17 protein-coding genes are annotated in these 20,866 nt (G+C 73.7%); 11 read left to right on the forward strand and 6 right to left on the reverse strand.

Annotated elements, in window-relative coordinates; all coding sequences use genetic code 11:
* Positions 1-273: 273 nt before the first annotated feature.
* From IF17_RS0104275 to IF17_RS0104290, 4 genes are all read left to right on the forward strand, one after another.
* Complete coding sequence (locus tag IF17_RS0104275) at positions 274-1,116, forward strand: alpha/beta fold hydrolase (protein ID WP_030562296.1); 843 nt, start codon at positions 274-276, stop codon at positions 1,114-1,116.
* A gap of 340 nt (positions 1,117-1,456) precedes the next feature.
* Positions 1,457-2,485, forward strand: coding sequence for an L-threonine 3-dehydrogenase (tdh, locus tag IF17_RS0104280; protein ID WP_030562298.1), 1,029 nt, complete (start codon positions 1,457-1,459; stop codon positions 2,483-2,485).
* 63 nt (positions 2,486-2,548) lie between these two features.
* Positions 2,549-3,751 (forward strand): glycine C-acetyltransferase, encoded by a 1,203-nt coding sequence (locus IF17_RS0104285; protein ID WP_030562300.1) that lies wholly within the window; start codon positions 2,549-2,551, stop codon positions 3,749-3,751.
* Between the two features lie 48 nt (positions 3,752-3,799).
* Positions 3,800-4,723, forward strand: coding sequence for a LysR family transcriptional regulator (locus tag IF17_RS0104290; protein WP_030562302.1), 924 nt, complete (start codon positions 3,800-3,802; stop codon positions 4,721-4,723).
* 7 nt (positions 4,724-4,730) lie between these two features.
* Here IF17_RS0104290 and IF17_RS0104295 read toward each other — a convergent pair whose 3' ends face one another.
* A complete protein-coding gene (locus IF17_RS0104295; RefSeq protein WP_030562304.1) occupies positions 4,731-6,005 on the reverse strand; it encodes a low temperature requirement protein A in 1,275 nt (424 codons plus the stop codon).
* Between the two features lie 61 nt (positions 6,006-6,066).
* Positions 6,067-6,459 carry a VOC family protein gene (locus tag IF17_RS0104300; RefSeq protein ID WP_030562306.1) on the reverse strand — a complete coding sequence of 131 codons (393 nt, stop codon included), beginning with the start codon at positions 6,457-6,459 and terminating at the stop codon, positions 6,067-6,069.
* 72 nt (positions 6,460-6,531) lie between these two features.
* Here IF17_RS0104300 and IF17_RS0104305 point away from each other — a divergent pair, with 72 nt between their 5' ends.
* Entirely contained in the window at positions 6,532-7,197 is a 666-nt protein-coding gene (locus IF17_RS0104305) for a nucleoside/nucleotide kinase family protein (protein ID WP_030562308.1), read from the forward strand.
* A 132-nt stretch (positions 7,198-7,329) separates the two neighbouring features.
* Positions 7,330-8,469 (forward strand): aminopeptidase P family protein, encoded by a 1,140-nt coding sequence (locus IF17_RS0104310; RefSeq protein ID WP_030562311.1) that lies wholly within the window; start codon positions 7,330-7,332, stop codon positions 8,467-8,469.
* Positions 8,470-8,488: 19 nt separating this feature from the next.
* On the opposite strand, the gene treZ is transcribed toward IF17_RS0104310, so the two are convergent.
* Entirely contained in the window at positions 8,489-10,249 is a 1,761-nt protein-coding gene (gene treZ, locus IF17_RS0104315; RefSeq protein WP_030562312.1) for a malto-oligosyltrehalose trehalohydrolase, read from the reverse strand.
* A gap of 220 nt (positions 10,250-10,469) precedes the next feature.
* Between treZ and IF17_RS0104320 the strand changes: the two genes are divergently transcribed.
* Together IF17_RS0104320 and IF17_RS0104325 are read left to right on the forward strand one after the other, a co-directional pair.
* Entirely contained in the window at positions 10,470-11,876 is a 1,407-nt protein-coding gene (locus IF17_RS0104320; protein ID WP_030562314.1) for a GH1 family beta-glucosidase, read from the forward strand.
* A gap of 14 nt (positions 11,877-11,890) precedes the next feature.
* On the forward strand, positions 11,891-13,021 hold the full coding sequence (locus IF17_RS0104325) for an alpha-L-fucosidase (RefSeq protein WP_030562316.1): 1,131 nt from the start codon (positions 11,891-11,893) through the stop codon (positions 13,019-13,021).
* Here the strand turns inward: IF17_RS0104325 and IF17_RS0104330 are convergent.
* Positions 12,993-13,904, reverse strand: a complete 912-nt coding sequence (locus IF17_RS0104330) for a GNAT family N-acetyltransferase (RefSeq protein WP_030562318.1) — start codon at positions 13,902-13,904, stop codon at positions 12,993-12,995. The genes IF17_RS0104325 and IF17_RS0104330 overlap by 29 nt on opposite strands.
* A 294-nt stretch (positions 13,905-14,198) precedes the next feature.
* On the opposite strand from IF17_RS0104330, the gene IF17_RS0104340 reads away from it, so the two are divergent.
* Positions 14,199-14,765 carry a DUF1707 and FHA domain-containing protein gene (locus tag IF17_RS0104340; RefSeq protein ID WP_030562322.1) on the forward strand — a complete coding sequence of 189 codons (567 nt, stop codon included), beginning with the start codon at positions 14,199-14,201 and terminating at the stop codon, positions 14,763-14,765.
* Positions 14,766-14,808: 43 nt separating this feature from the next.
* Here IF17_RS0104340 and lpdA read toward each other — a convergent pair whose 3' ends face one another.
* Positions 14,809-16,251 (reverse strand): dihydrolipoyl dehydrogenase, encoded by a 1,443-nt coding sequence (gene lpdA / locus IF17_RS0104345; RefSeq protein ID WP_030562324.1) that lies wholly within the window; start codon positions 16,249-16,251, stop codon positions 14,809-14,811.
* Positions 16,252-16,359: 108 nt separating this feature from the next.
* Between lpdA and IF17_RS0104350 the strand changes: the two genes are divergently transcribed.
* Together IF17_RS0104350 and IF17_RS0104355 are read left to right on the forward strand one after the other, a co-directional pair.
* Positions 16,360-17,340 carry a LysR family transcriptional regulator gene (locus tag IF17_RS0104350; RefSeq protein WP_051883882.1) on the forward strand — a complete coding sequence of 327 codons (981 nt, stop codon included), beginning with the start codon at positions 16,360-16,362 and terminating at the stop codon, positions 17,338-17,340.
* 50 nt (positions 17,341-17,390) lie between these two features.
* Entirely contained in the window at positions 17,391-18,428 is a 1,038-nt protein-coding gene (locus tag IF17_RS0104355) for a cytochrome P450 (RefSeq protein ID WP_030562328.1), read from the forward strand.
* On the opposite strand, the gene treY is transcribed toward IF17_RS0104355, so the two are convergent.
* Positions 18,429-20,831: a malto-oligosyltrehalose synthase gene (treY, locus tag IF17_RS0104360; protein ID WP_030562329.1), complete on the reverse strand. Its 2,403-nt coding sequence runs from the start codon at positions 20,829-20,831 to the stop codon at positions 18,429-18,431.
* Positions 20,832-20,866 lie beyond the last annotated feature (35 nt).

Here is a 20,866-nt window from a genome sequence, read left to right on the forward strand (position 1 = left end):
GGCCCCTCGCAGCGAGGGGCACGTCGCGGCGGTGGGTGGGGCCACCCGGCGCCCGGGGGTGAACGGTTCGGCTCGTGCGGGTCAAGCTGGCGTGACCCGGGTGTGACTCCGGCGGGTCGCGACCGAAACAGTAGGAGGCTTCTGCTGACGCCGTCCATACTTCGTCACCCCTGTGTTCAAAGTTCGCCGGTCTTCGTGCAAAGGTCTGAACGTGGTGGGGCCTGAAAGTTTCTGTTGGTTTGTCAGCTCCCGGTTCGTACTACGTTGGCCGCCATGGACGAAGTGAGGCTCTCCGGCGGTGTGATCACGTACGAGGACAGCGGCGGCGACGGACCCGTCGTGGTCCTCCTGCACGGTGTCGCCATGGACGGCTCGCTCTGGCGCCACGTCGTCGCCGGGCTCGGGGACGGGGTCCGGTGCATCGTGCCGACCCTGCCGCTCGGCGGGCACCGACGGCCGATGGAACCCGACGCGGACCTGACGGTGCTCGGGGTCGCCCGGCTGGTCGCGGAGTTCCTGGAGGCGCTCCGGCTGGACGATGTGACCCTGGTGATGAACGACTGGGGCGGCGCCCAGGCCCTCGTCGCCGACGGGCGGGCCGACCGGATCGGCCGGCTCGTCATCACGTCCTGCGAGGCGTTCGACAACTACCCGCCCGGGCTCCCCGGCCGGAACCTGGCCGCCCTGGCCAGGCTGCCCGGCGGGCTGGAGTTCGCCTTCACCCTGCTGAGGCTGAAGCGCGCCCGGCGAGCGCCCATGACCTGGGGATGGATGAGCAAGCGGCCCGTGCCGGACGCCGTGATGGACGGCTGGTTCCGGCCGCTGTGGGCCTCCAAGGAGATCCGCCGCGACCTGCGGACGTATGTGCTCGGAGTGCCGGACCGGGCCGAGCTGCTGCGCTGGGCGGAGGAGCTGCGGACGTTCGACCGCCCCGCGCTCGTCATCTGGGCCACCGAGGACCGGGTCATGCCCCTCGACCACGGGCGACGGCTCGCCGCCCTCCTCCCGCAGGGGCGGCTGGTGGAGGTCGCGGACAGTTACACGCTCCTGCCGGAGGACCGGCCGGACGCCCTCGTCGAGCACATCACGGCGTTCCTGGCGGAGACGGCGGCCTGACGGCTGAAGCAGGGGAGCGGGACCAGCGGTCACCCCGCAATCGAAGGCCCGCGGGCGGCTGCGGTCCGTGAAGCGTTGCCCAGGCGTGAAGATCTCCTGCGACCCTGCTTAAGAAATCCTCGATGGACCCGGGACCCCGCCGTACGGCAGCCTTCTGGGTGACGGCCGGGGACGGTGCGTGGAGCCGCACGGGCGTGTTCCGTCCCGTCCCGCCGTATCTCCGCCCCCACCATGGGGGTGGAAACCCCCCGAAGACCACCCCGGGCCGCAGGGCTCCTCCGACAGGCCCCCAGGCCCGGGGTATCCACCACCCGCGTACCACGTGCAGGGAGCCGCAGCCGTGAAGGCACTCGTCAAGCAGAAGGCCGAACCGGGACTGTGGCTGATGGACGTGCCGGAGCCGGAGTACGGCCCCGGGGACGTCCTGATCAAGGTCCTGCGTACCGGGATCTGCGGCACCGACCTGCACATCCGCGCCTACGACGGCTGGGCCCAGCAGGCGGTCACCACCCCGCTGATCCTCGGCCACGAGTTCGTCGGCGAGGTCGCGGCCCTCGGCTCCGACGTAGCCGACATCGCGGTGGGCGACCTGGTCAGCGGCGAGGGCCACCTCGTCTGCGGCAAGTGCCGCAACTGTCTCGCCGGCCGCCGCCACCTCTGCCGCTCCACCGTCGGCCTGGGCGTCGGCCGGGACGGGGCGTTCGCGGAGTACGTGGTCCTGCCCGCCTCCAACGTGTGGGTGCACCGGGTCCCCGTCGACCTCGACATCGCGGCGATCTTCGACCCGTTCGGCAACGCCGTGCACACCGCGCTCTCCTTCCCGCTGGTCGGCGAGGACGTTCTGATCACCGGCGCCGGCCCCATCGGCATCATGGCCGCCGCCGTCGCGAAGCACGCCGGCGCCCGCAACGTCGTCATCACCGACGTCAGCGAGGCCCGCCTCGCCCTCGCCCGCAAGGTCGGCGTCAGCCTCGCCCTCAACGTCGCCGACCGCACCATCGCGGACGGCCAGCGCGAGCTCGGCCTGCGTGAGGGCTTCGACATCGGCCTGGAGATGTCCGGCCGCCCCGAGGCGATGCGCGACATGGTCGCGAACATGACGCATGGCGGCCGCATCGCGATGCTCGGCCTGCCCGCCGAGGAGTTCGCCGTCGACTGGTCCCGGATCGTCACGTCGATGATCACCATCAAGGGGATCTACGGCCGCGAGATGTACGAGACCTGGTACGCCATGTCCGTCCTGCTGGAGGGCGGCCTCGACCTCGCCCCCGTGATCACCGGCCGGTACGGCTTCCGCGACTTCGAAGCTGCCTTCGACGACGCGGCGAGCGGCCTCGGCGGCAAGGTCATCCTCGACTGGACCGCCTGACCCGTCGAACCCCTTCTCGCATCTCCTCGAACCTCTTCTCGCATCCCTGTTAAGGAATCCAGCATGTTCGAATCCGTACGCGACGATCTGCGCACCACCCTCGACGAGATCCGCGCCGCCGGCCTGCACAAGCCCGAGCGCGTCATCGGCACCCCGCAGTCCGCGACCGTCGCTGTCACCGCGGGCGGCCGCCCGGGCGAGGTGCTGAACTTCTGCGCCAACAACTACCTGGGCCTGGCCGACCACCCCGAGGTCATCGCCGCCGCCCACGAGGCGCTGGACCGCTGGGGTTACGGGCTCGCCTCGGTCCGCTTCATCTGCGGAACCCAGGAGGTCCACAAGGAGCTGGAGGCGCGGCTCTCGGCCTTTCTCGGCCAGGAGGACACGATCCTCTACTCCTCCTGCTTCGACGCCAACGGCGGAGTCTTCGAGACCATCCTCGGCCCCGAGGACGCGGTCATCTCCGACGCCCTCAACCACGCCTCGATCATCGACGGCATCCGCCTCTCCAAGGCCCAGCGCCACCGCTACGCCAACCGTGACCTGGCCGACCTGGAGAAGCAGCTCAAGGAGGCGTCCGGCGCCCGCCGCCGGCTGATCGTCACCGACGGAGTCTTCTCGATGGACGGGTACGTGGCACCGCTCCAGGAGATCTGCGACCTCGCCGACCGCTACGACGCGATGGTCATGGTCGACGACTCGCACGCCGTCGGCTTCGTCGGCCCCGGCGGCCGCGGCACGCCCGAGCTGCACGGCGTCATGGACCGGGTCGACATCATCACCGGCACCCTCGGCAAGGCGCTCGGCGGCGCTTCGGGCGGTTACGTCGCGGCCCGCGCCGAGATCGTCGCCCTGCTGCGCCAGCGCTCGCGCCCCTACCTCTTCTCCAACTCCCTCGCCCCGGTCATCGCCGCCGCCTCCCTCAAGGTCATCGACCTGCTGGAGTCCGCCGGCGACCTGCGCGACCAGCTCAACGCCAACACCGCGCTCTTCCGCACCCGGATGACCGAGGAGGGATTCGAGATCCTGCCCGGCGACCACGCGATCGCCCCCGTGATGATCGGGGACGCGGCGAAGGCGGCCCGGCTGGCGGAGCTGCTCCTGGAGCGCGGGGTGTACGTGATCGGGTTCTCGTACCCGGTCGTCCCGCAGGGGGCCGCGCGCATCCGTGTCCAGCTCTCCGCCGCCCACTCCACCGCCGACGTCAACCGCGCCGTGGACGCGTTCGTGGACGCGCGGGCGGCCTTGGAGGCGGAGGCTGCCTGACCTGACGGCCGGGTCGGGGGCTCCGCCGCGACCTGGGACAATGGGCACATGATCGATGCGCGGCGGCTGCGAATCCTCCGTGCGGTGGCCGACCACCGCACGGTGACCGCGGCCGCCGCCGCGTTGTACCTGACGCCCTCCGCCGTCTCCCAGCAGCTCGCCGCCCTGGAGCAGGAGACCGGCCACCGCCTCGTCGAACGCGGCGCGCGCGGCGCCCGGCTCACCGCCGCCGGGGAGATCCTCCTCAGCCACGCCAACGTGGTCCTGGCCCAGCTGGAGCGGGCGGAGGCGGAGCTCGCGGACTACGGCGCGGGCGTCGCCGGTACGGTCACGGTCGCCGCGTTCGCCACCGGCATCGGCCTCGTCCTCGCCCCCGCCCTCACCGAGCTGGCCCGCACCGCGCCCGGCATCCGGGTCAAGGTCCAGGACGCGGAGGGCGATGCCAGCGTCCCGATGGTGCTGGACCGGCAGGTGGATGTGGCGGTGGCCGTCGAATACCGGGGCGCCCCTGCCGAGGATGACCGCCGCCTCACTCGCGTACCCCTCTACTCGGAGCCGTTCGACGCGGTGCTCCCGGTGGACCACCGCCTCGCGGACCAGGACCAGGTGGCGGTCGCCGACCTCGCGAAGGACCCGTGGATCGGGCCGTACCCGGGCAACCCGTGCCATGAGGTGGTGGTCCTGGCCTGCGAGTTCGCCGGGTTCGAGCCGCGCCTGGAGCACTCGTCGGATGACTTCCGGGCGGTGGTGGCGCTGGCCGGGGCGGACGCGGGGGTGGCGCTGGTGCCGCGCTCGGCGCTGCGCGGGATGGAGCTGACCGGGGTGGTCGTCCGCCCGGTGGAGGGCAGCGCCCCCACCCGCCGCGTCTTCGCGGCCGTACGCCAGGGAGCCGAGGGTCATCCGCTGATCCGGCCGGTGCTGGACGCGATGGAGGCGGTGGCGGTACGGGAAGCGGGGCTGGCCCGGGCGTGAGCGGCGCTCAGGACCGATCGGCCCGGCTCGTACGCCGGATCCTCCCGCCCCACCACCGCCCGGCCGACGGCTCCATCCCCGCCTGCCCCGGGTCGTAGAGGATCTGCCAGCCCACCAGCGCCACCAGGATCCCGATCGTCGCCCACGCCGGCAGCCGTACGCCCAGCGGGGCGAGCGCCACGGACACCGCCAGGCACGGCAGCCCCCAGCCCAGCACCCACACCCGGTCGGCCCGCTCCGCCAGCGGCAGCACGGCGACCACGCCCGCCGCGAAGTACCCCGCCATCGCCCCGCACAGCAGCCAGTGCTGCCCCTTCGGCAGGACGTCGTCGAAGTGGGTGATCGCCGAGCCGAGGGCGGTGGCCAGGGCGACCAGAAAACCGGTCATCACGGCGTGCAGCAGCATCGCCAGCCGGGGCGGGAGCGCGTCCTTGCGCAGGTGCGGGATGCCGTTGGTGCCGTACAGCAGGCTCAGGGCGCAGACCCCGGCCAGCAGGCAGAACGCCCCGAGCCCGGTGGCGGCCAGCGGCAGGTCCCAGTCGTCGCGCTCGGATGCGGCGCCGATGATCTGGATGACCCCTTCGCCCAGCACGATGATCACGTACAGCCCGAGCCGCTCGCCCATGTGCGCGGTGTCGATGCGCTCCTCGCTGAGCCGAGGCGGCGCGGGCTCAGGCGCGGGCACGGATGAGCCCGCATGCGGCGGGCCCGGCGGCGGGCGGTCACCCCGGCGGGCGGCGGCACGCTCGGACGCGCGGCGGAGAGTGCAGCCGCGCGTGGCGACCAGCAGGGTGACGATGTCGACGGCGATGCCCAGCGCCCAGAGCCAGTAGCGCCACGGCGTCGGGACGAAGAGCGAGACGAGCCAGGGCAGCGCCCCCGCGCCGAACTGCGCCAGCGGCCAGTCGACGACGATGCTGCCCCGCTGCCAGACGCGCCCCGCCTGCCAGCGCAGGGCCACATAGGCGACCACGAAGGTGACCGCGTGGTGGGTGAGGACCGCATGGACGGAGGCCGCCATCACGGCCATGCCGAGCATCGCGACGAGCAGCGTGCTGACGCGGGTCGCGGAGGCGGCGATGTCCCCGTAGACGGCGAACCCGGCCCAGGTGGTCCAGAAGGCGAGGTAGAGAACCCCGAACAGGGCGAGGTCCGCCGGATGCGGGCCGTCGTGCAGGAGGTGGGCCAGCTGCCCCGCCCCGGCGACGACCACCAGGTCGAAGAACAGCTCGTTCCACCCGGCGTGCCGCTCGGCCGGGGCGGCGCTCTCCGTGGACTCCATGACCTCATGGTCGGCGCAGGGCGACCGGCCGCGCCTCAACTGTGGGCCGAATGGCGACGGGTCAGTCCGTCGGCTGGAGCAGGTCCCACCGGTTGCCGTACAGGTCCTCGAAGACCGCGACCGAGCCGTACGTCTCGTGCCGGGGCTCCTCCAGGAAGCGCACCCCGGCCGCGCTCATCCGGGCGTGGTCGCCCGCGAAGTCCTCGGTGTGCAGGAAGAAGCCGACCCGGCCGCCCGTCTGCGCCCCCACGCTCGCCTCCTGCGCCCCGTCCTTCGCGCGGGCCAGCAGCAGCCCCGTACCGGACGCCGCCCCGCGCGGGCGCACGACGACCCAGCGGGAGCCGTCGCCCCGGTCGGTGTCCTCGACCAGCTCGAAGCCGAGCGCGTCACGGTAGAAGGCGACGGCCTCGTCGTAGTCGCGGACGACGAGGGTGACCAGGGCGATGTGGGACATGGGGTTCCTTCCACGGCTTCAGGCAGTTGAGTTATACGTAACACTAACGCTTCCCGTCCCCGCCCCCGCACAATGCCCCGCATGGACTCCCTGGACATCCTGGACGCCACGACCCCCGGCGGCCTCGCCGACGCGACCGACCGGGCCCGCCGCCTCGCGGAGACCGGGCGGCGCCGCATCCTCGGGATCGCGGGGCCTCCCGGGGCCGGGAAGTCCACCGTGGCGCAGCGGCTGGCCGAGGCCCTGGAGGGGCGCGCCGCCCTCGTCCCCATGGACGGCTTCCACCTGGCCGGTGCCGAGCTGGAGCGGCTCGGCCGGGCCGACCGGAAGGGCGCCCCGGACACCTTCGACGCGGCCGGGTACGCGGCCCTCCTGCGGCGGCTGCGCGACCCGGACCCGGTCCACCCGGTGTACGCCCCCGCCTTCGACCGGGCCCTGGAGGAGCCGGTCGCCGGGGCCCTGGCCGTCACCCCGGACGTACCGCTCGTCATCACCGAGGGCAACTACCTGCTGCTGGACGAGGGGCCGTGGGCGGCGGTGCGCGGGCTGCTGGACGAGGTCTGGTTCCTGGACCTCGACCCGGAGGTCCGGGTGCGCCGGCTCGTTGAGCGCCATGTCCGGTACGGGAAGCCCCCGGCGTACGCGCGGGAGTGGGTGGAGCGCTCCGACGAGGCGAACGCCCGCCTGGTGGAGAGCGGCCGGGAGCGGGCGGACGTGGCGGTGCGACTGCCGTCGTGACCGGACTGTCGCGCCCGGCTCCCCGGTGGCCCCCTCCCGTGCGCCCCCGAACCTGTTCGCGTACCTCCCGCCCGGCGGGCAGGATGCAGGGAGCCACGCCCTGCCGCACCCCCGCACCCCCAGGAGGCCCCGATGTCCAGCCCGAACCCGCCCGCGCCGCACCCCGTCCCCTTCACCGCCGAGGTCTACCGGGCCCGGATGGTGAAGGCGGCCGAGTCCGCCGCCGAGGCCGGGCTGGCCGGGGTGATCGTGGCGCCCGGGCCCGATCTCGTCCATCTGACCGGCTACCAGCCCGTTTCCACCGAACGCCTCACCCTCCTCGTGCTGCGGGCCGGTGAGGAACCCGTCCTGGTCGTCCCGACCCTGGAGGCGCCCGACGCCGCGGCCGCCGCCGGGGCGCCCGCGCTCGCCCTGCGGGACTGGACCGACGGCGTGGACCCGTACGCGGTGGCCTCCCCGCTGCTCGCCGAGCAGGGCCGCTTCGGCGTCAGCGACAACGCCTGGGCCATGCACCTCCTCGGCCTCCAGCGGGCGCTGCCCGGCACCACGTACACCGCCCTCACCGAGGCGCTCCCGATGCTCCGGGCGGTGAAGGACGACGCCGAGCTGGAGCGCCTGGCGGCGGCGGGGGCGGCGGCGGACGCCACGTACGAGGAGATCCTGAAGGTGCGGTTCTCCGGCCGCCGCGAGAGTGACGTGGCCGCCGATCTCGCCGCGCTGCTCCAGCACTTCGGCCACTCCCAGGTCGACTTCACCGTCGTCGGCTCCGGCCCCAACGGCGCCAACCCGCACCACGAGGCGGGGGAGCGGACCATCGAGCGAGGGGACATGGTCGTCCTGGACTTCGGCGGCCTCAAGCACGGTTACGGCTCCGACACCTCCCGTACGGTCCATGTCGGGGAGCCCACCGCCGAGGAGCAGCGGGTCCACGACATCGTCCGCGAGGCTCAGCAGGCGGGGTGCGCGGCCGTCCGGCCCGGTGTCGCCTGCCAGGAGATCGACCGGGCCGCCCGCGCGGTGATCACCGAGTTCGGCTACGGCGAGCGGTTCATCCACCGCACCGGCCACGGCATCGGTGTCACCACCCACGAACCCCCGTACATGATCGAGGGCGAGGAGCAGCCGCTCGTCCCCGGCATGTGCTTCTCCGTGGAGCCGGGCATCTATCTCCCCGGCCGCTTCGGGGTCCGTATCGAGGACATCGTCACCGTCACCGAGGACGGCGGACGCCGCCTCAACGCCACCGCGCGCGAGCTGGCCATCGTCGAGTAGCCCTGCGGGAAAAGGGAATTCAGTCGTCGGCCAGCACCACGCACGACTCCGGCGGCAGATGCAGCACCCCGTCCGCCCCCGGCGCCTCGACCGGTTCCCAGGCCGCCACCACCCGTCCGCCGACGCGCCGGTGGCGGCCGGAGCCGAGCGGGATCGCGGCCGGCTTGTCCGCCAGGTTGACCGCGATCCGCAGATCGCCCCGCCGGTACGCGATCCAGCGGGCGTCCTCGTCGTACGCGGTCTTCACCGCGGCGAGGTCGGGGTCGTGGAGGTCGGGCAACGTCCGCCGCAGCGCGATCAGCTGTCGGTACCAGGCGAGCAGCCGGGCGTGCGGTTCGCGTTCCGGTTCGGACCAGTCCAGACAGGAGCGGTCGCGGGTCGCCGGGTCCTGCGGGTCGGGGATCTCCTCCTCCGCCCAGCCGTGCGCGCCGAACTCCCGCCGCCTGCCGTTGCGTACGGCCTCCGCCAGCTCCGGGTCGGTGTGGTCGGTGAAGAACTGCCAGGGCGTGCGCGCCCCCCACTCCTCGCCCATGAACAGCATCGGCGTGAACGGGCCGGTCAGGACGAGGGCGGCGGCGCACGCCTGGAGGCCGGGGGAGAGGGAGGTGGCGAGGCGGTCGCCGAGGGCCCGGTTGCCGATCTGGTCGTGGGTCTGGGCGTAGCCGACGAAGCGGTGGGCCGGGGTGCGGGACACGTCGACCGGGCGGCCGTGGGTGCGGCCCCGGAAGCTGGACCACGTCCCGTTGTGGAAGAACGCCGACGTCACCGTCTTGGCCAGGGCGGCGAGCGGAGCCCGGGCGAAGTCCGCGTAGTAGCCCTGGGACTCGCCGGTGAGCGCGGTGTGCAGGGCATGGTGGAAGTCGTCGTTCCACTGGGCGTGCAGCCCGAGACCGCCGGCCGGGCGCGGGGTGGTGGTGCGCGGGTCGCAGAGGTCGGACTCGGCGATCAGCCCCAGCGGCCGGCCCAGCTCCACCGCGAGCGCGTCGACCGCCGTGGACAGCTCCTCCAGGAAGGTGAGCGCCCGGGTGTCGGCGAGTGCGTGCACCGCGTCCAGCCGCAGCCCGTCCAGCCGGTAGTCCCGCAGCCAGGCCAGCGCGCTGCCCAGCAGGAACGCCCGCACCTCGTCCGAGCCCGGGGCGTCCAGGTTGACCGCCGCGCCCCACGGGGTGTGGTGGGTGTCGGTGAAGTACGGGCCGAAGGCGGGCAGGTAGTTGCCGGAGGGGCCCAGGTGGTTGTGGACCACGTCCAGGACCACCCCGAGCCCCAGCCCGTGGGCTGTGTCGACAAAACGCTTAAGCCCCTCGGGGCCTCCGTACGGCTCGTGCACCGCCCAGAGCGAGACCCCCTCGTACCCCCACCCGTTGGTGCCGGGGAACGGGCAGACCGGCATCAGCGACACATGGGTGATCCCCAGCTCCGCCAGATGGCCCAGCCGGGCCGCCGCCGCGTCGAACGTGCCCTCCGGGGTGTACGTCCCCACGTGCAGCTCGTACAGGACCGCGCGGTTCAGCCGCCGCCCCGCCCAGCCGTTGCGCCAGGCGTACGCCCCCTGGTCGACGACCGCGCTCGGCCCGTCGGGCCCGTCCGGCTGGCGCCGCGAGCGAGGGTCCGGGAGCAGCGGCCCGTCGTCCACCCGGAACCCGTACCGCTCCCCGTCCGCCGCCTCCGCCTCGGCGCTCCACCACCCCTCCCGCTCCGGATCGCGCTCCATCGGGTACCGGACCTCCGCCGCCTCCAGCACGACCGTGTCCGCCTCGGGGGCCCACACCTCGAACCGCATCCACCACTCCTCGTCCGTACCGTCCGCCACATGCGTGACAGAGAGACCGCCGGGCCGTCCCGGTGTCCGGAGGCGGCTCCGCGCCCGGCTCACCACCATCCATGAGCGCCGGCCTCTGGAACCGCCGGTTACCGGCCATTAAGGTCTGGTCCTGATCATTGCCCGGCCTGCTCCCCGCTCATACAGGTTCCGTTCATCCGTACGGCTCATGGAGGCCGCGATGCCCGTACCGCAGTTCCCGCCCGGCTTCCTGTGGGGAGCCTCCGCCTCCGCCTTCCAGACCGAAGGGGCGGTGGACGCCGACGGCAAGGGCCCCTCGGGCTGGGACGCGTTCGCCGCCCGGCCGGGCCGGATCAAGGACGGCACCGACACCACCCGGGGCACCGGCTTCCACGCCCGCTACCGCGAGGACGTCGCCCTGCTCTCCGGGCTCGGCGCCGACGCCTTCCGGTTCTCCATCAGCTGGCCCCGCGTCGTCCCGGGCGGCAGTGGCGCCGTCAACGCCGAGGGCCTCGACTTCTACGACCGGCTCGTCGACGAGCTCTGCGCCCACGGCATCACCCCCGCACCGACCCTCTACCACTGGGACACCCCGCTCCCGCTGGAGGAGGCCGGCGGCTGGCTCGACCGGGACACCGCCTACCGCTTCGCCGAGTACGCCGGAATCGTCGCCGAACGCCTCGCGGACCGCGTCCCGATGTGGATCACCATCAACGAACCCGCCGAGGTCACGATGCTCGGCTACGCACTGGGCGAGCACGCCCCCGGCCGCACCCTCCTCTTCGACGCCCTGCCCGCCGCCCACCACCAGCTCCTCGCCCACGGCCTCGCGGTCCGCGCCCTGCGCGCGGCGGGCGCCGACAACATCGGCATCGCGCTCTCGCACGCCCCGGTCTGGACGGCCGGCGACTCCGACGAGGACCGAGCAGGCGCCGAGCTGTACGACACCCTCACCAACTGGCTCTTCGCCGACCCCGTCCTCACCGGCCGCTACCCGGACGAGGCCATCGCCGCCCTGATGCCGGGCCCGGTCACCGACGACCTCAAGGTGATCTCCACCCCGCTCGACTGGTACGGCGTCAACTACTACAACCCCACCCTCGTCGGCGCGCCCCGCCCGGAGGCCCTGGAGACCTTCTCCGGCTTCGCGATGCCCGCCGAACTCCCCTTCGGGATAAGCGAGATCGAGGGGTACGAGAAGACCGGCTTCGGCTGGCCCGTGGTCCCCGAGGGGTTCACCGAGATCCTCACCCTCCTCCACCGCCGCTACGGCGACCGCCTCCCCCCGCTCCACATCACCGAGAACGGCTGCGCCCTGGACGAGCCGCTCGCCGACGACCGCCGGATCGCCTATCTGGAGAGCCACCTCACCGCCCTGCGCGCGGCGATGGACGCCGGGGTCGACGTACGCGGCTACTTCACCTGGTCGCTCACCGACAACGTGGAGTGGACGGAAGGCGCCTCACAGCGGTTCGGCCTGGTCCACATCGACTACGAGACCCTCACCCGTACGCCGAAGGCCTCGTACGCCTGGTACCGCGAGCTGATCCGCGCCCAGAAGCAGGGGCAGAACCATCAGATCCGGAAGGAAGCGGTCGAAGGGGCTTACGCGGCTCCCTCCGAATGATCAATACTCCCGCCATGGTCGCTTCATGGTGGTCCCGCGCCCGGCTGGGGATCTTCGTCCACTGGACGCCCGCCTCCGTCCCCGGCTGGGCCCCGCCCTACGTCCCGCCGGACGGACTCCCGGCGGCGGGCCGGCGTGCGCCGCTCGGCTGGACCTCGTACGCGGAGTGGTACGAGAACTCCCTCCGTTTCCCCGGCTCCCCGGTCGCCGCCCACCACCGCGCCACCTACGGGAAGCGCCCCTACACCGACTTCGGCCACGACTTCGAGGACGGGCTGAGCACCTGGGACCCGGCCGCCTGGGCCCGCTCCTTCCGTGCGGCGGGCGCCAGGTACGCGGTGCTGGTCACCAAGCACCACGACGGCTTCTGCCTCTGGCCCTCCGGGACCGCCAACCCGCACCGCACCGGCTGGCACACCACTCGGGACGTGGTCGGCGAGTTCGCCGAGGCCGTACGGGCCGAGGGCCTGCGCTTCGGCGTCTACTACTCCGGCGGGCTCGACTGGACCTTCGACGGCCGGCCCATCGGCACCGCCGCCGACATGTTCGCCGCCGTCCCGCGCGGCCGCTACCCGGCGTACGCCGACGCGCAGCTGAGGGAGCTGATCCGGCGCTACCGCCCCGACATCCTCTGGAACGACATCGCCTGGCCGGCCTCCGCCACCGAGATCCGCTCCCTCACCGACTTCTACCGCTTCACCGTCCCCCACGGCGTCGTCAACGACCGCCTGCTCCCGTACGCCCCGCACTGGCGGGCGCTGTCCCTGCCGGGCGCCAAGTCCCTCCACAACTGGTGGGACCGGCGCACGGTGGCGCAGGGCGAGGGCTTCGTCCCCCGCACCCCGCCGGACTTCGACTTCCGTACGCCGGAGTACGCCCGGTACACCGGCTCCGACCCGTACGAGATCACCCGGGGCATCGACCACAGCTTCGGCTACAACCGCAACTCCGGCCCGGACGCCTTCATCGGCCGCGAGGCCCTCACCTCACTGGTCCGCGACACCGCGGCCGACGGCGGGAACCTGCTGCTCAACGTGGGGCCGCGCGGCGAGGACGCGACGATCCCCGCCGAGCAGCGACTCCGGCTGGACTGGCTGGCGGAGGAGGCCGGAGCGCTCAGGCCAGATGGACCCACTCCTGGATGACCGGGTACCCGGCGCGGGCGAACGCGGCGGCCATCGGCGCGTTCCCCTGGTCCGTCGCGCCCGCGACGAACTCGGCGCCCTGCTCGACCAGGAAGCGGGTGCACTCCACCAGCAAGTCGTAGCCGTACCCGTGCCCGCGCGCCTCGGGCACGACCCCGATGAAGCCGACGCACGGCCCGGACGGGTTGTGCGCGGGCACCTGGATGCCCGCCACCTCACCGTCCGGCGTGTACGCGAGCCGCCACCACTCCCTCGGCGAGGGGCACCAGTGGAAGAAGTCCAACTCCTCCTGGGCCGCCGCCTCCAGACCCCCCGGTCCCTCGATGGCCTTGCGTGCGTGGGCGTCCAGCGTCGCCGAGTGCACCCGGCGCAGCACATCGAGGATGACGGCGTCGTCCGGCTCCGGGCGGTAGGTGAGCCGTCCCGTCCGCTCGGGCAGCGGACAGCCGGGGGTCCACCGGTAGCGGTACCGCTCGACCAGCGGCTTCATACCGGCCGCCGTGGCGGCGGCGACCCGCACCTCGACGGCGGCCCGCACCGCCGGGTCGTCCCGCCACCCGGCGGGCGCGATCAGCTCGTACTCCTTGTCGAACGGGGCGCGGCGCAGGAGCTCGGCGCCCGCCTCCGCCTCCCCGTCCGCGAAGTCGAACCAGTTGAGCACCACGGGCTCGGTGTCCTCGGGCCCGCCCCACCAGGCGGCCCTGGCCACCACCTTGCCGTCGCGCAGGGCGACCCAGGTCCAGTCGGGGCGGTACTCGCCGCCGTCCGCCACGGTGGCGTAACGCTGACCGAAGGCGCCACGGCCGACGAGAGCGTTGCCGTGAAGGGAAGAGAAGAGATCGGCGTCGCTCGGGGTGAGCGCGCGGATGACCAGATCGGTCATGGAGAAATCCTCCGGGAAGAAACGCGGCGCTCCCGGTCAGACGGAGTCCGACACCGCCCGGTGGACGGGGCGGGAGCGCAGGGGTGAGAAGCTGCGGATGCCGGTGGTACCGGTGGTGTTCGCACGCACGGTCCCACCCCCTTTCCTGACCTCGACCGATGTCGGTGCCGACCGTAGCCGCATCCCGCACATGCCGTCCACCGACTAACGCGCCGGGCCCCGGTGCAGGTCAGCACGGGCGGGAAGCGGGGCTGTTCTGGACACTTCGGGTCCCTCGGCCCGACAATCGTCGATGTGACGTCCTCCTTCGAGTTCCACACGTATCCCGCGCGGCTGTCGGACGCCCAGCGCGACCGTGTCCTCGGCGTGCTCAGAGAGGGTGCCGCACAGGGCAAGCTGTCGCACGACACCTTCATGCGGCGCATGGAGCTCGCCCTCGTCGCCCGCCGCCCCGAGGAGCTGGCGGCCCTCACCTCGGACCTGGACACCGGCAACCGCTTCTCGCAGGGGCTCGTCAAGGCCGTCGGCGGGATATCCGCCTTCCCCGGACGGCTGCGCCGGGCCTGGCAGACCGAGCGGCTCCCGAAGCTGCTGCTGCCCGCACCGAGCCCGTATCCGCTGCTCATCGGCCGCGACCCGGGCAACGGGCTGCGCCTCAACCATGAGACGGTCTCCCGGCTGCACGCCGAACTCACCGTGCAGCACGGCCGCTGGGTCCTGCGCGACCTCGGCTCCACCAACGGCACCTGCGTCAACGGCCAGCGGCTCGTCGGCTCGATCCCGGTGCGCGACGGGGACCAGGTGAGCTTCGGCCGGATGAGCTTCCGGCTGACGGCGCCCTCACTGCGCCCGCCCGCCTGATCCGAGGGCGCCGGCTCCCCGTACCGCTGGGGCGGCCCGTCTCTCAGTGCTGCTGGTGCAGGCCGCGCCCGGCCAGCGTCAGGAAGGCCTCGCCGACCGCTTCCGAGAGCGTCGGGTGGGCGTGGATGTGGTGGGCCACGTCCGCCGGTTCGGCGTCCCAGCCCACCACGAGCTGGCTCTCCGCGATCATCTCCGAGACGTGCGGGCCGACCAGATGGACGCCCAGCACCCGCCCCGCCCGCTCGGCCACCACCTTCACCAGGCCGCCCCGGCCGTGCACCATGCCCTTGGCGACGGCGGTCAGCGGCAGGGTGTTGACCACCACGTCGTGCCCGGCGTCCCGGGCCTGCGCCTCGGTCAGGCCCACCGCCGCGGTCTGCGGTGAGGAGTACGTGACCCGGGGGACGGCGGCGTAGTCGACCGGGGCCGTACGCAGCCCGGCCAGCGTCTCCGCCACCAACAGCCCCTCGGCGAACGACGCGTGGGCCAGCCCCAGGGAGGGCGGCGGCAATAGGTCGCCCACCACGTGGACGCCCGGCACCGCCGTCTCCAGCCGTGACCAGTCGGCCGGCACCACATGGCCCCGCCCGTCCGTGGCCAGCCCCGTCGCCGCGAGGCCCAGCCCGTCCGTCACCGGCTCCCGGCCGACCGCGACCAGCAGCCGCTCCGCCGCCACCGTGACCGTTTCGCCCCGCCCAATCCGCACGACGGCCCGCACCCCGTCCTCCAGCACCGCCGTCTCCAGCAGCCGGGCCCCCGTCTCCACCCGGATACCGCGCTTCTTCAGCCCCCGCGTCAGATGGCGCGACACCTCCACGTCCTCCAGCGGAACGAGCCGCTCGGCGGCCTCCACCAGCGTGACATCGGCCCCCATCGACCGGTGGAACGAGGCGTACTCCACGCCGATCGCCCCGCCGCCGACCACCAGCACGGAGCCGGGCAGCCCCGGCGCGTACAGCGCGTCGTCGCTCGTCACCACCCGCCGCCCGTCCGCCACTTGGCCCGGTAGCATCCGGGGCCGCGACCCGGTCGCCAGCACCACACCCCGGCCGGCGGCGACCTCCCCGTACCCCTCGATCCGGGCGGAGCGCGGGCCCGTCAGCTCGGCGCTGCCGCGTACGACCCGCACCCCGGCCTGCGCGAGGTGGCCCTCCACCCCGCGATGGTTACGGGAGACGATGTCGTCCCGGGTCGCCACCAGCGACGGCCAGTCCACCGCATCCAGCGTCGCCTTCACCCCCCACCGCTCCCGGGCCTCCGCGATACCGTCCACGAGCTCGGCCGCGTGGAGCATCGCCTTGCTCGGGATGCAGCCGCGGTGCAGACAGGTGCCGCCCACCAAGTCCCTTTCCGCGAGCACCACGTCGAGGCCCAGGGCGGCCGCCCGCAGGGCCGTGGAGTAGCCACCCGTGCCGCCGCCGATCACCAGGACGTCCGTCGCGTTCCCCGCGCCCGTCAGCCGTTCCGTACTCGTCGTCCGCGTCATGACTCCACCCTCCGCCCGCCCGCCGCCATACGTCCAAGGCAGAATGCGTGTGGAGTCCATGCACAACGTTCATGGACTGTGGTCCATGGCCTCGGGGGGGAGCGGTCGATGAGCCTGCGTCAGATGGAGTACTTCGTCACCGTGGTTGAGGAGTCCTCCTTCACCCGGGCCGCCGAGAAGCTCCATGTCACCCAGCCCGCCCTCTCCCACCAGATCAAGGCGCTGGAACGCACGGTCGGCGGCGAGCTGCTGGAACGGCTGCCGCGCGGTGTCCTGCTCACCCCGATGGGCCGCGCCTTCCTCCCGCACGCCGAACGCTCCGTCCGCAGCGCCGCCCAGGCCCGCCGCGCGGCCCGTGCCGCGGCCGGGGCGGAAGGCGGCGAACTCCACATCGCCACCGTGCACTCCGTGGCCGTCGGCATCCTCCCCGAGGTCTTCGCCCACTGGCGCCGGGCCCACCCGGGCGTCCGCCTCGTCCTCCACGAGTACGCCGGCACCGGTGTCCTGGAGGACCAGGTGGAACGCGGCGTCGCCGACTTCGCCCTCGGGCCGGTCCCCGAGCGGTGGAGCGGGCCGCTCGTCCCGGTGGGGGAGGAGGAGATCGTGCTCGTCGTCCCGTTCGACGACCCGCTGGCCGGGCGCCCTTCGGTCGGTCTCCACGAGCTCGCCGACCGCCCCTGGGTCCGGTGCGCCATGGAACCGGTCATCGACGGCCGCCCGTTCCTCGACGGCGTCTGCGGCGCGGCGGGCTTCGAGCCCCGTACGGCGGTGTGGACCGAGCACACGTCGACGGCGATCCGGATGGCCGCGGCGGGGGTGGGCATCTCCACCGCCCCCTCCCACACCGTCCGCGGCGCCCTCGGCGAGGACTGCGCGGTCCTCAGTGTCGACCCGCCCTGGCTGCGCGCCCTCGCCGTCTTCTCCCGGGTCCCCCTGACCGGAGCGGCGGCGGCCTTCACCGAACTGATCACCGCCCTCCCGGACACCGGGATGCGGCCTCTCCGGCCCTTCCGGCCCTTCCGCCCCGGCGACCCTTCACCCGAACGGGCGTACGCCGACTGCGCCGGGCCTCCGGCGGTGGTCCGCTGAGAGGCAGGTGCGTCGACAGGCGACGCCATGACCGCAGGGGGCGACGAGGGATGCCGGCCGACCGCTCCGAGGCCCTGCCCGCCGCCCGCCGCCCGCACCGGCTCGCGGGCGGGCAGCCGGGACTGCTGGAGCCGGGCGCCTCGACCGATCCGTACCGCCTGCGCCTCTACCGGATCCTCCGCACGGACTTCCCGCTCGGTTACGACCCGGGCCTCGGCGCCTGGCTGCTGAGCCGGTACGCGGATGTGGCCCTGGCCCTCACCGACCCCCGCTTCACCGGCTACCCGCGCGACGGCGCCCCGCGCGGCCCGGTCCCCGCCCCGCTGGGGCTCTGCCGGGGCAGCCTGGTCTGCACGCCGCTGCCCGGCAGCGGCACGGACCCGGTTCCCGGCTCCACACCGGCCACCGCCTCCGCCGTGGAGCGCGCCGCCTACGTCCTTGCCCGCCGGATAGCCGGGCGCGACCAGGCCGACCTGGTCGCCGAGTTCTGCCGGTGGCTGCCCGCCGGGCTCTCCTCCCCGGAATTGAACGCCCCGTTCCGGACCGGCGGCGGAACCGCCGACTGCGCCCGGCACACCGGCCTCCGGGAGCGGGCCCTCGCCTCGTTCCTCGCGAACATGCTGGACGACCCCGACCTGCTGGCCGCCGTGGCGGGCGGAGCAGGGCCAGGGGCGGGACCAGGGGCGGAGGCCGGGACCGGGATGCTGCTCGGCCGGGCCTGGACGGAGACGCTGCGCCGTGACCCGCCCGTCCAGATCGTGCTGCGCCGCACCCGCACCGAGGTCCGCGTCAGCGGCGGCACGCTGCCCGCCGGGGCGCCCGTCGCCTGCCTCATCGGCGCGGCGGGGCGCGACCCGGCCCGGTTCGCCGCCCCCGACCGGTTCGACCCGCTGCGCGCCGACGCCGACCCGCTGCTCACCGGCCCGGCCGGCTGCCCCGCCGCCCTGCTCGGCCGGCTGGAGGCCGAACACGGACTGCGCGCCCTGCTGGCGGCGATGCCGGGCATCCGCTGGGCCGACGGTTTCCGTCCGGCGTCCAGCGGGGTGCTCACACGGGGGCCGCGGACCCTGCTCGTACGCCCGTCCTGATCAGCTCTTCTCCCGCACCCGCCGCAACAGCGCCACCGGCCGCTCCCCGAACAGCTCGCCCGCCGCCACCGCACCCCCCGCGAACTCCCGCCCCACCTCTCGGTTCAGAGCGTCCCGCCACGGCCCCCCGTCCGGCAGCTCCACCACCGTGTCCCGCCACCCCCCGTCCTCCGCGAGCCGCAGCGACAGCCTGGTCACCGCCACCACCACCTCGCCGGACCGGGAGAACGCCACCACATGCCCGGCCGCCGCACCCCGCGCCTCCACCGGCACGTACGTCCCCGACTCCCCGAACACCTCCGGCAGCTCCCGCCGCAGCCCCAGCGCCGCCGCCGTCACCACCTGCTTCTCCTCCTCCGGCCCCTCCGGCCGCCGGAACGGGCTCCGGTTGTCCGGGTCGACCAGGGCCAGATACTCGCTCTCCGTCCCCTGGTACAGGTCCGGCACCCCCGGCATCGTCAGCTGCACCAGCGCCGCCCCCAGCACATTGGCCCGTACGTGCGGGGCCAGCGACTCCGCGAAGCCGGTCACCAGCCGCCGGGCCGCCCCGGACGCGCTGCCCGGGCCCGCCGCCACGAAGTCCGTCACCGCCCTCTCGTACGCCGCATCCGGCTCCGTCCAGCTCGTGAACAGCCCGGCCTCGCGCACCGCCTTGAGCAGCGCGGGCTCCAGCCGGGCGCCCAGTTCCTCGGCGGGCAGTTCCTCGGCGGGCAGCGGTGCGCAGCCGTAACTCGACTGCCAGGCCTGCCACGCCAGCTGCGGGTCCGGCGCCGCCACGGGTGTGGCGCCCGTCAGCTCGGCCACCAGCTCCGCCCACCGCTCCGGACACTCCGACAGGACCGCGATCCGGGCCCGGACATCGGCGCTGCGCTTGGTGTCGTGCGTGGTCAGGACCGTGCCCGTGGCGGGCCAGTCCCGGGCGATCCGGGCGGCGAACGCGTGGAAGGCGTCCACCGTCACCGCCGGCTGCCCGGGGTCCCCGCCCACCTCGGTCGCCGAGATCAGCGGCACGTACCGGTAGAACGCGGTGTCCTCCACCGACTTGGCGTGCAGCGCGGACGCGGTCTGCGCGAACCGGGCGCAGAAGGACACCTGTTCCTCCCCGTCGCCCAGCCGCCCGAGCGCCAGGTCCCGTACGACGTCCACGGCGGCGGCCTCCTCCGGCACGGAGAACACCGCCTTCGCGTCCCGTACGGCGTCGTCCGGAAGGGTCTCCTCCGCGATCCGGGTCGGCGGTACGCCCGCCGTGACGTACGGCCGGTAGACCGGCACCCGTACCAGCAGCTCCCGGATCGCCGTCCGCAGCGCCCAGGGCGCGTGATCGCGCAGGGCCGGGTCGGCGGAGCAGATGGAGGTGGCGAGCCGGGTCAGCCAGGCCGTCTCGGAGGCCAGTTCGTGGGTGGCCACGCGGTACGCGGCGCGGCGGACGGTCGCCTTCCAGTAGCCGCCCCGGTCGCCGGGCGGGCCTGCGAACTCCCGGTAGCGGCCGAGCAGCTCCGCCGCGCCCGCCGGGTCGGTGAACAGCCCGTCGATCCGGTGCAGCGCGTCGTACCCGGTCGTCCCGGCGACCGCCCAGCCGGCCGGGAGGGGCTCGTCGCCGGTGAGGATCTTCTCCACCACCGTCCACCGGCCGCCGGTGGCCTCGTTCAGCCGCCGCAGGTAGGCGGCCGGGTCGGCGAGGCCGTCCGGGTGGTCGATGCGCAATCCGTCCAGCACCCCGTCGCGGAGGAGTTCGAGGACCTTGGCGTGCGTGGCGTCGAAGACCTCGGGGTGTTCGACGCGGACCCCGATCAGCTCGGAGACGGTGAAGAAGCGGCGGTAGTTCAGCTCGGTGCGGGCCAGCCGCCACCAGGCGAGCCGGTAGTGCTGGGCGTCGAGCAGCTCCGGAAGCGGAAGGTCCGCCGTGCCCGCCCGCAGCGGGAACTCCTGCTCGCCGTAGCGCAGCACCTCCGCGCCGACGTCCACGGTGAGCGCGTCCAGCTCGCCGCCGAGCGGACCGGCCAGCACAGGCAGCAGCACCTTGTCGCCGCCCGCCGCCCAGTCGATGTCGAACCAGCGGGCGTACGGCGAGGCCCGGCCCTCGCGGAGCACCTCCCAGAGCTGCCGGTTGTGCCGGGGCACGGCGGCCATGTGGTTCGGCACGATGTCGAGGACCAGCCCGAGCCCGTGCTCCCGGGCGGTGGCGGCGAGGCTGCGCAGCCCCTCCTCACCGCCCAGCTCCTCCCGTACGCGGCTGTGGTCGACCACGTCGTAACCGTGCCGGGAGCCGGGGACGGCCTCCAGGACGGGTGAGAGGTGCAGATGGGAGACGCCGAGCGCGGCCAGGTACGGCACCGCCTTCTCGGCCGCCGGGAAGGGGAAGTCGGGCTGGAGCTGAAGCCGGTACGTGGCGGTGGGCGTCATGCACTTCTACGTACCCCGCCCGGGGCGAACTGTGT

The sequence above is a fragment of the Streptomyces cyaneofuscatus genome (assembly GCF_000718135.1).
Taxonomy (GTDB): Bacteria; Actinomycetota; Actinomycetes; order Streptomycetales; family Streptomycetaceae; genus Streptomyces; species Streptomyces cyaneofuscatus.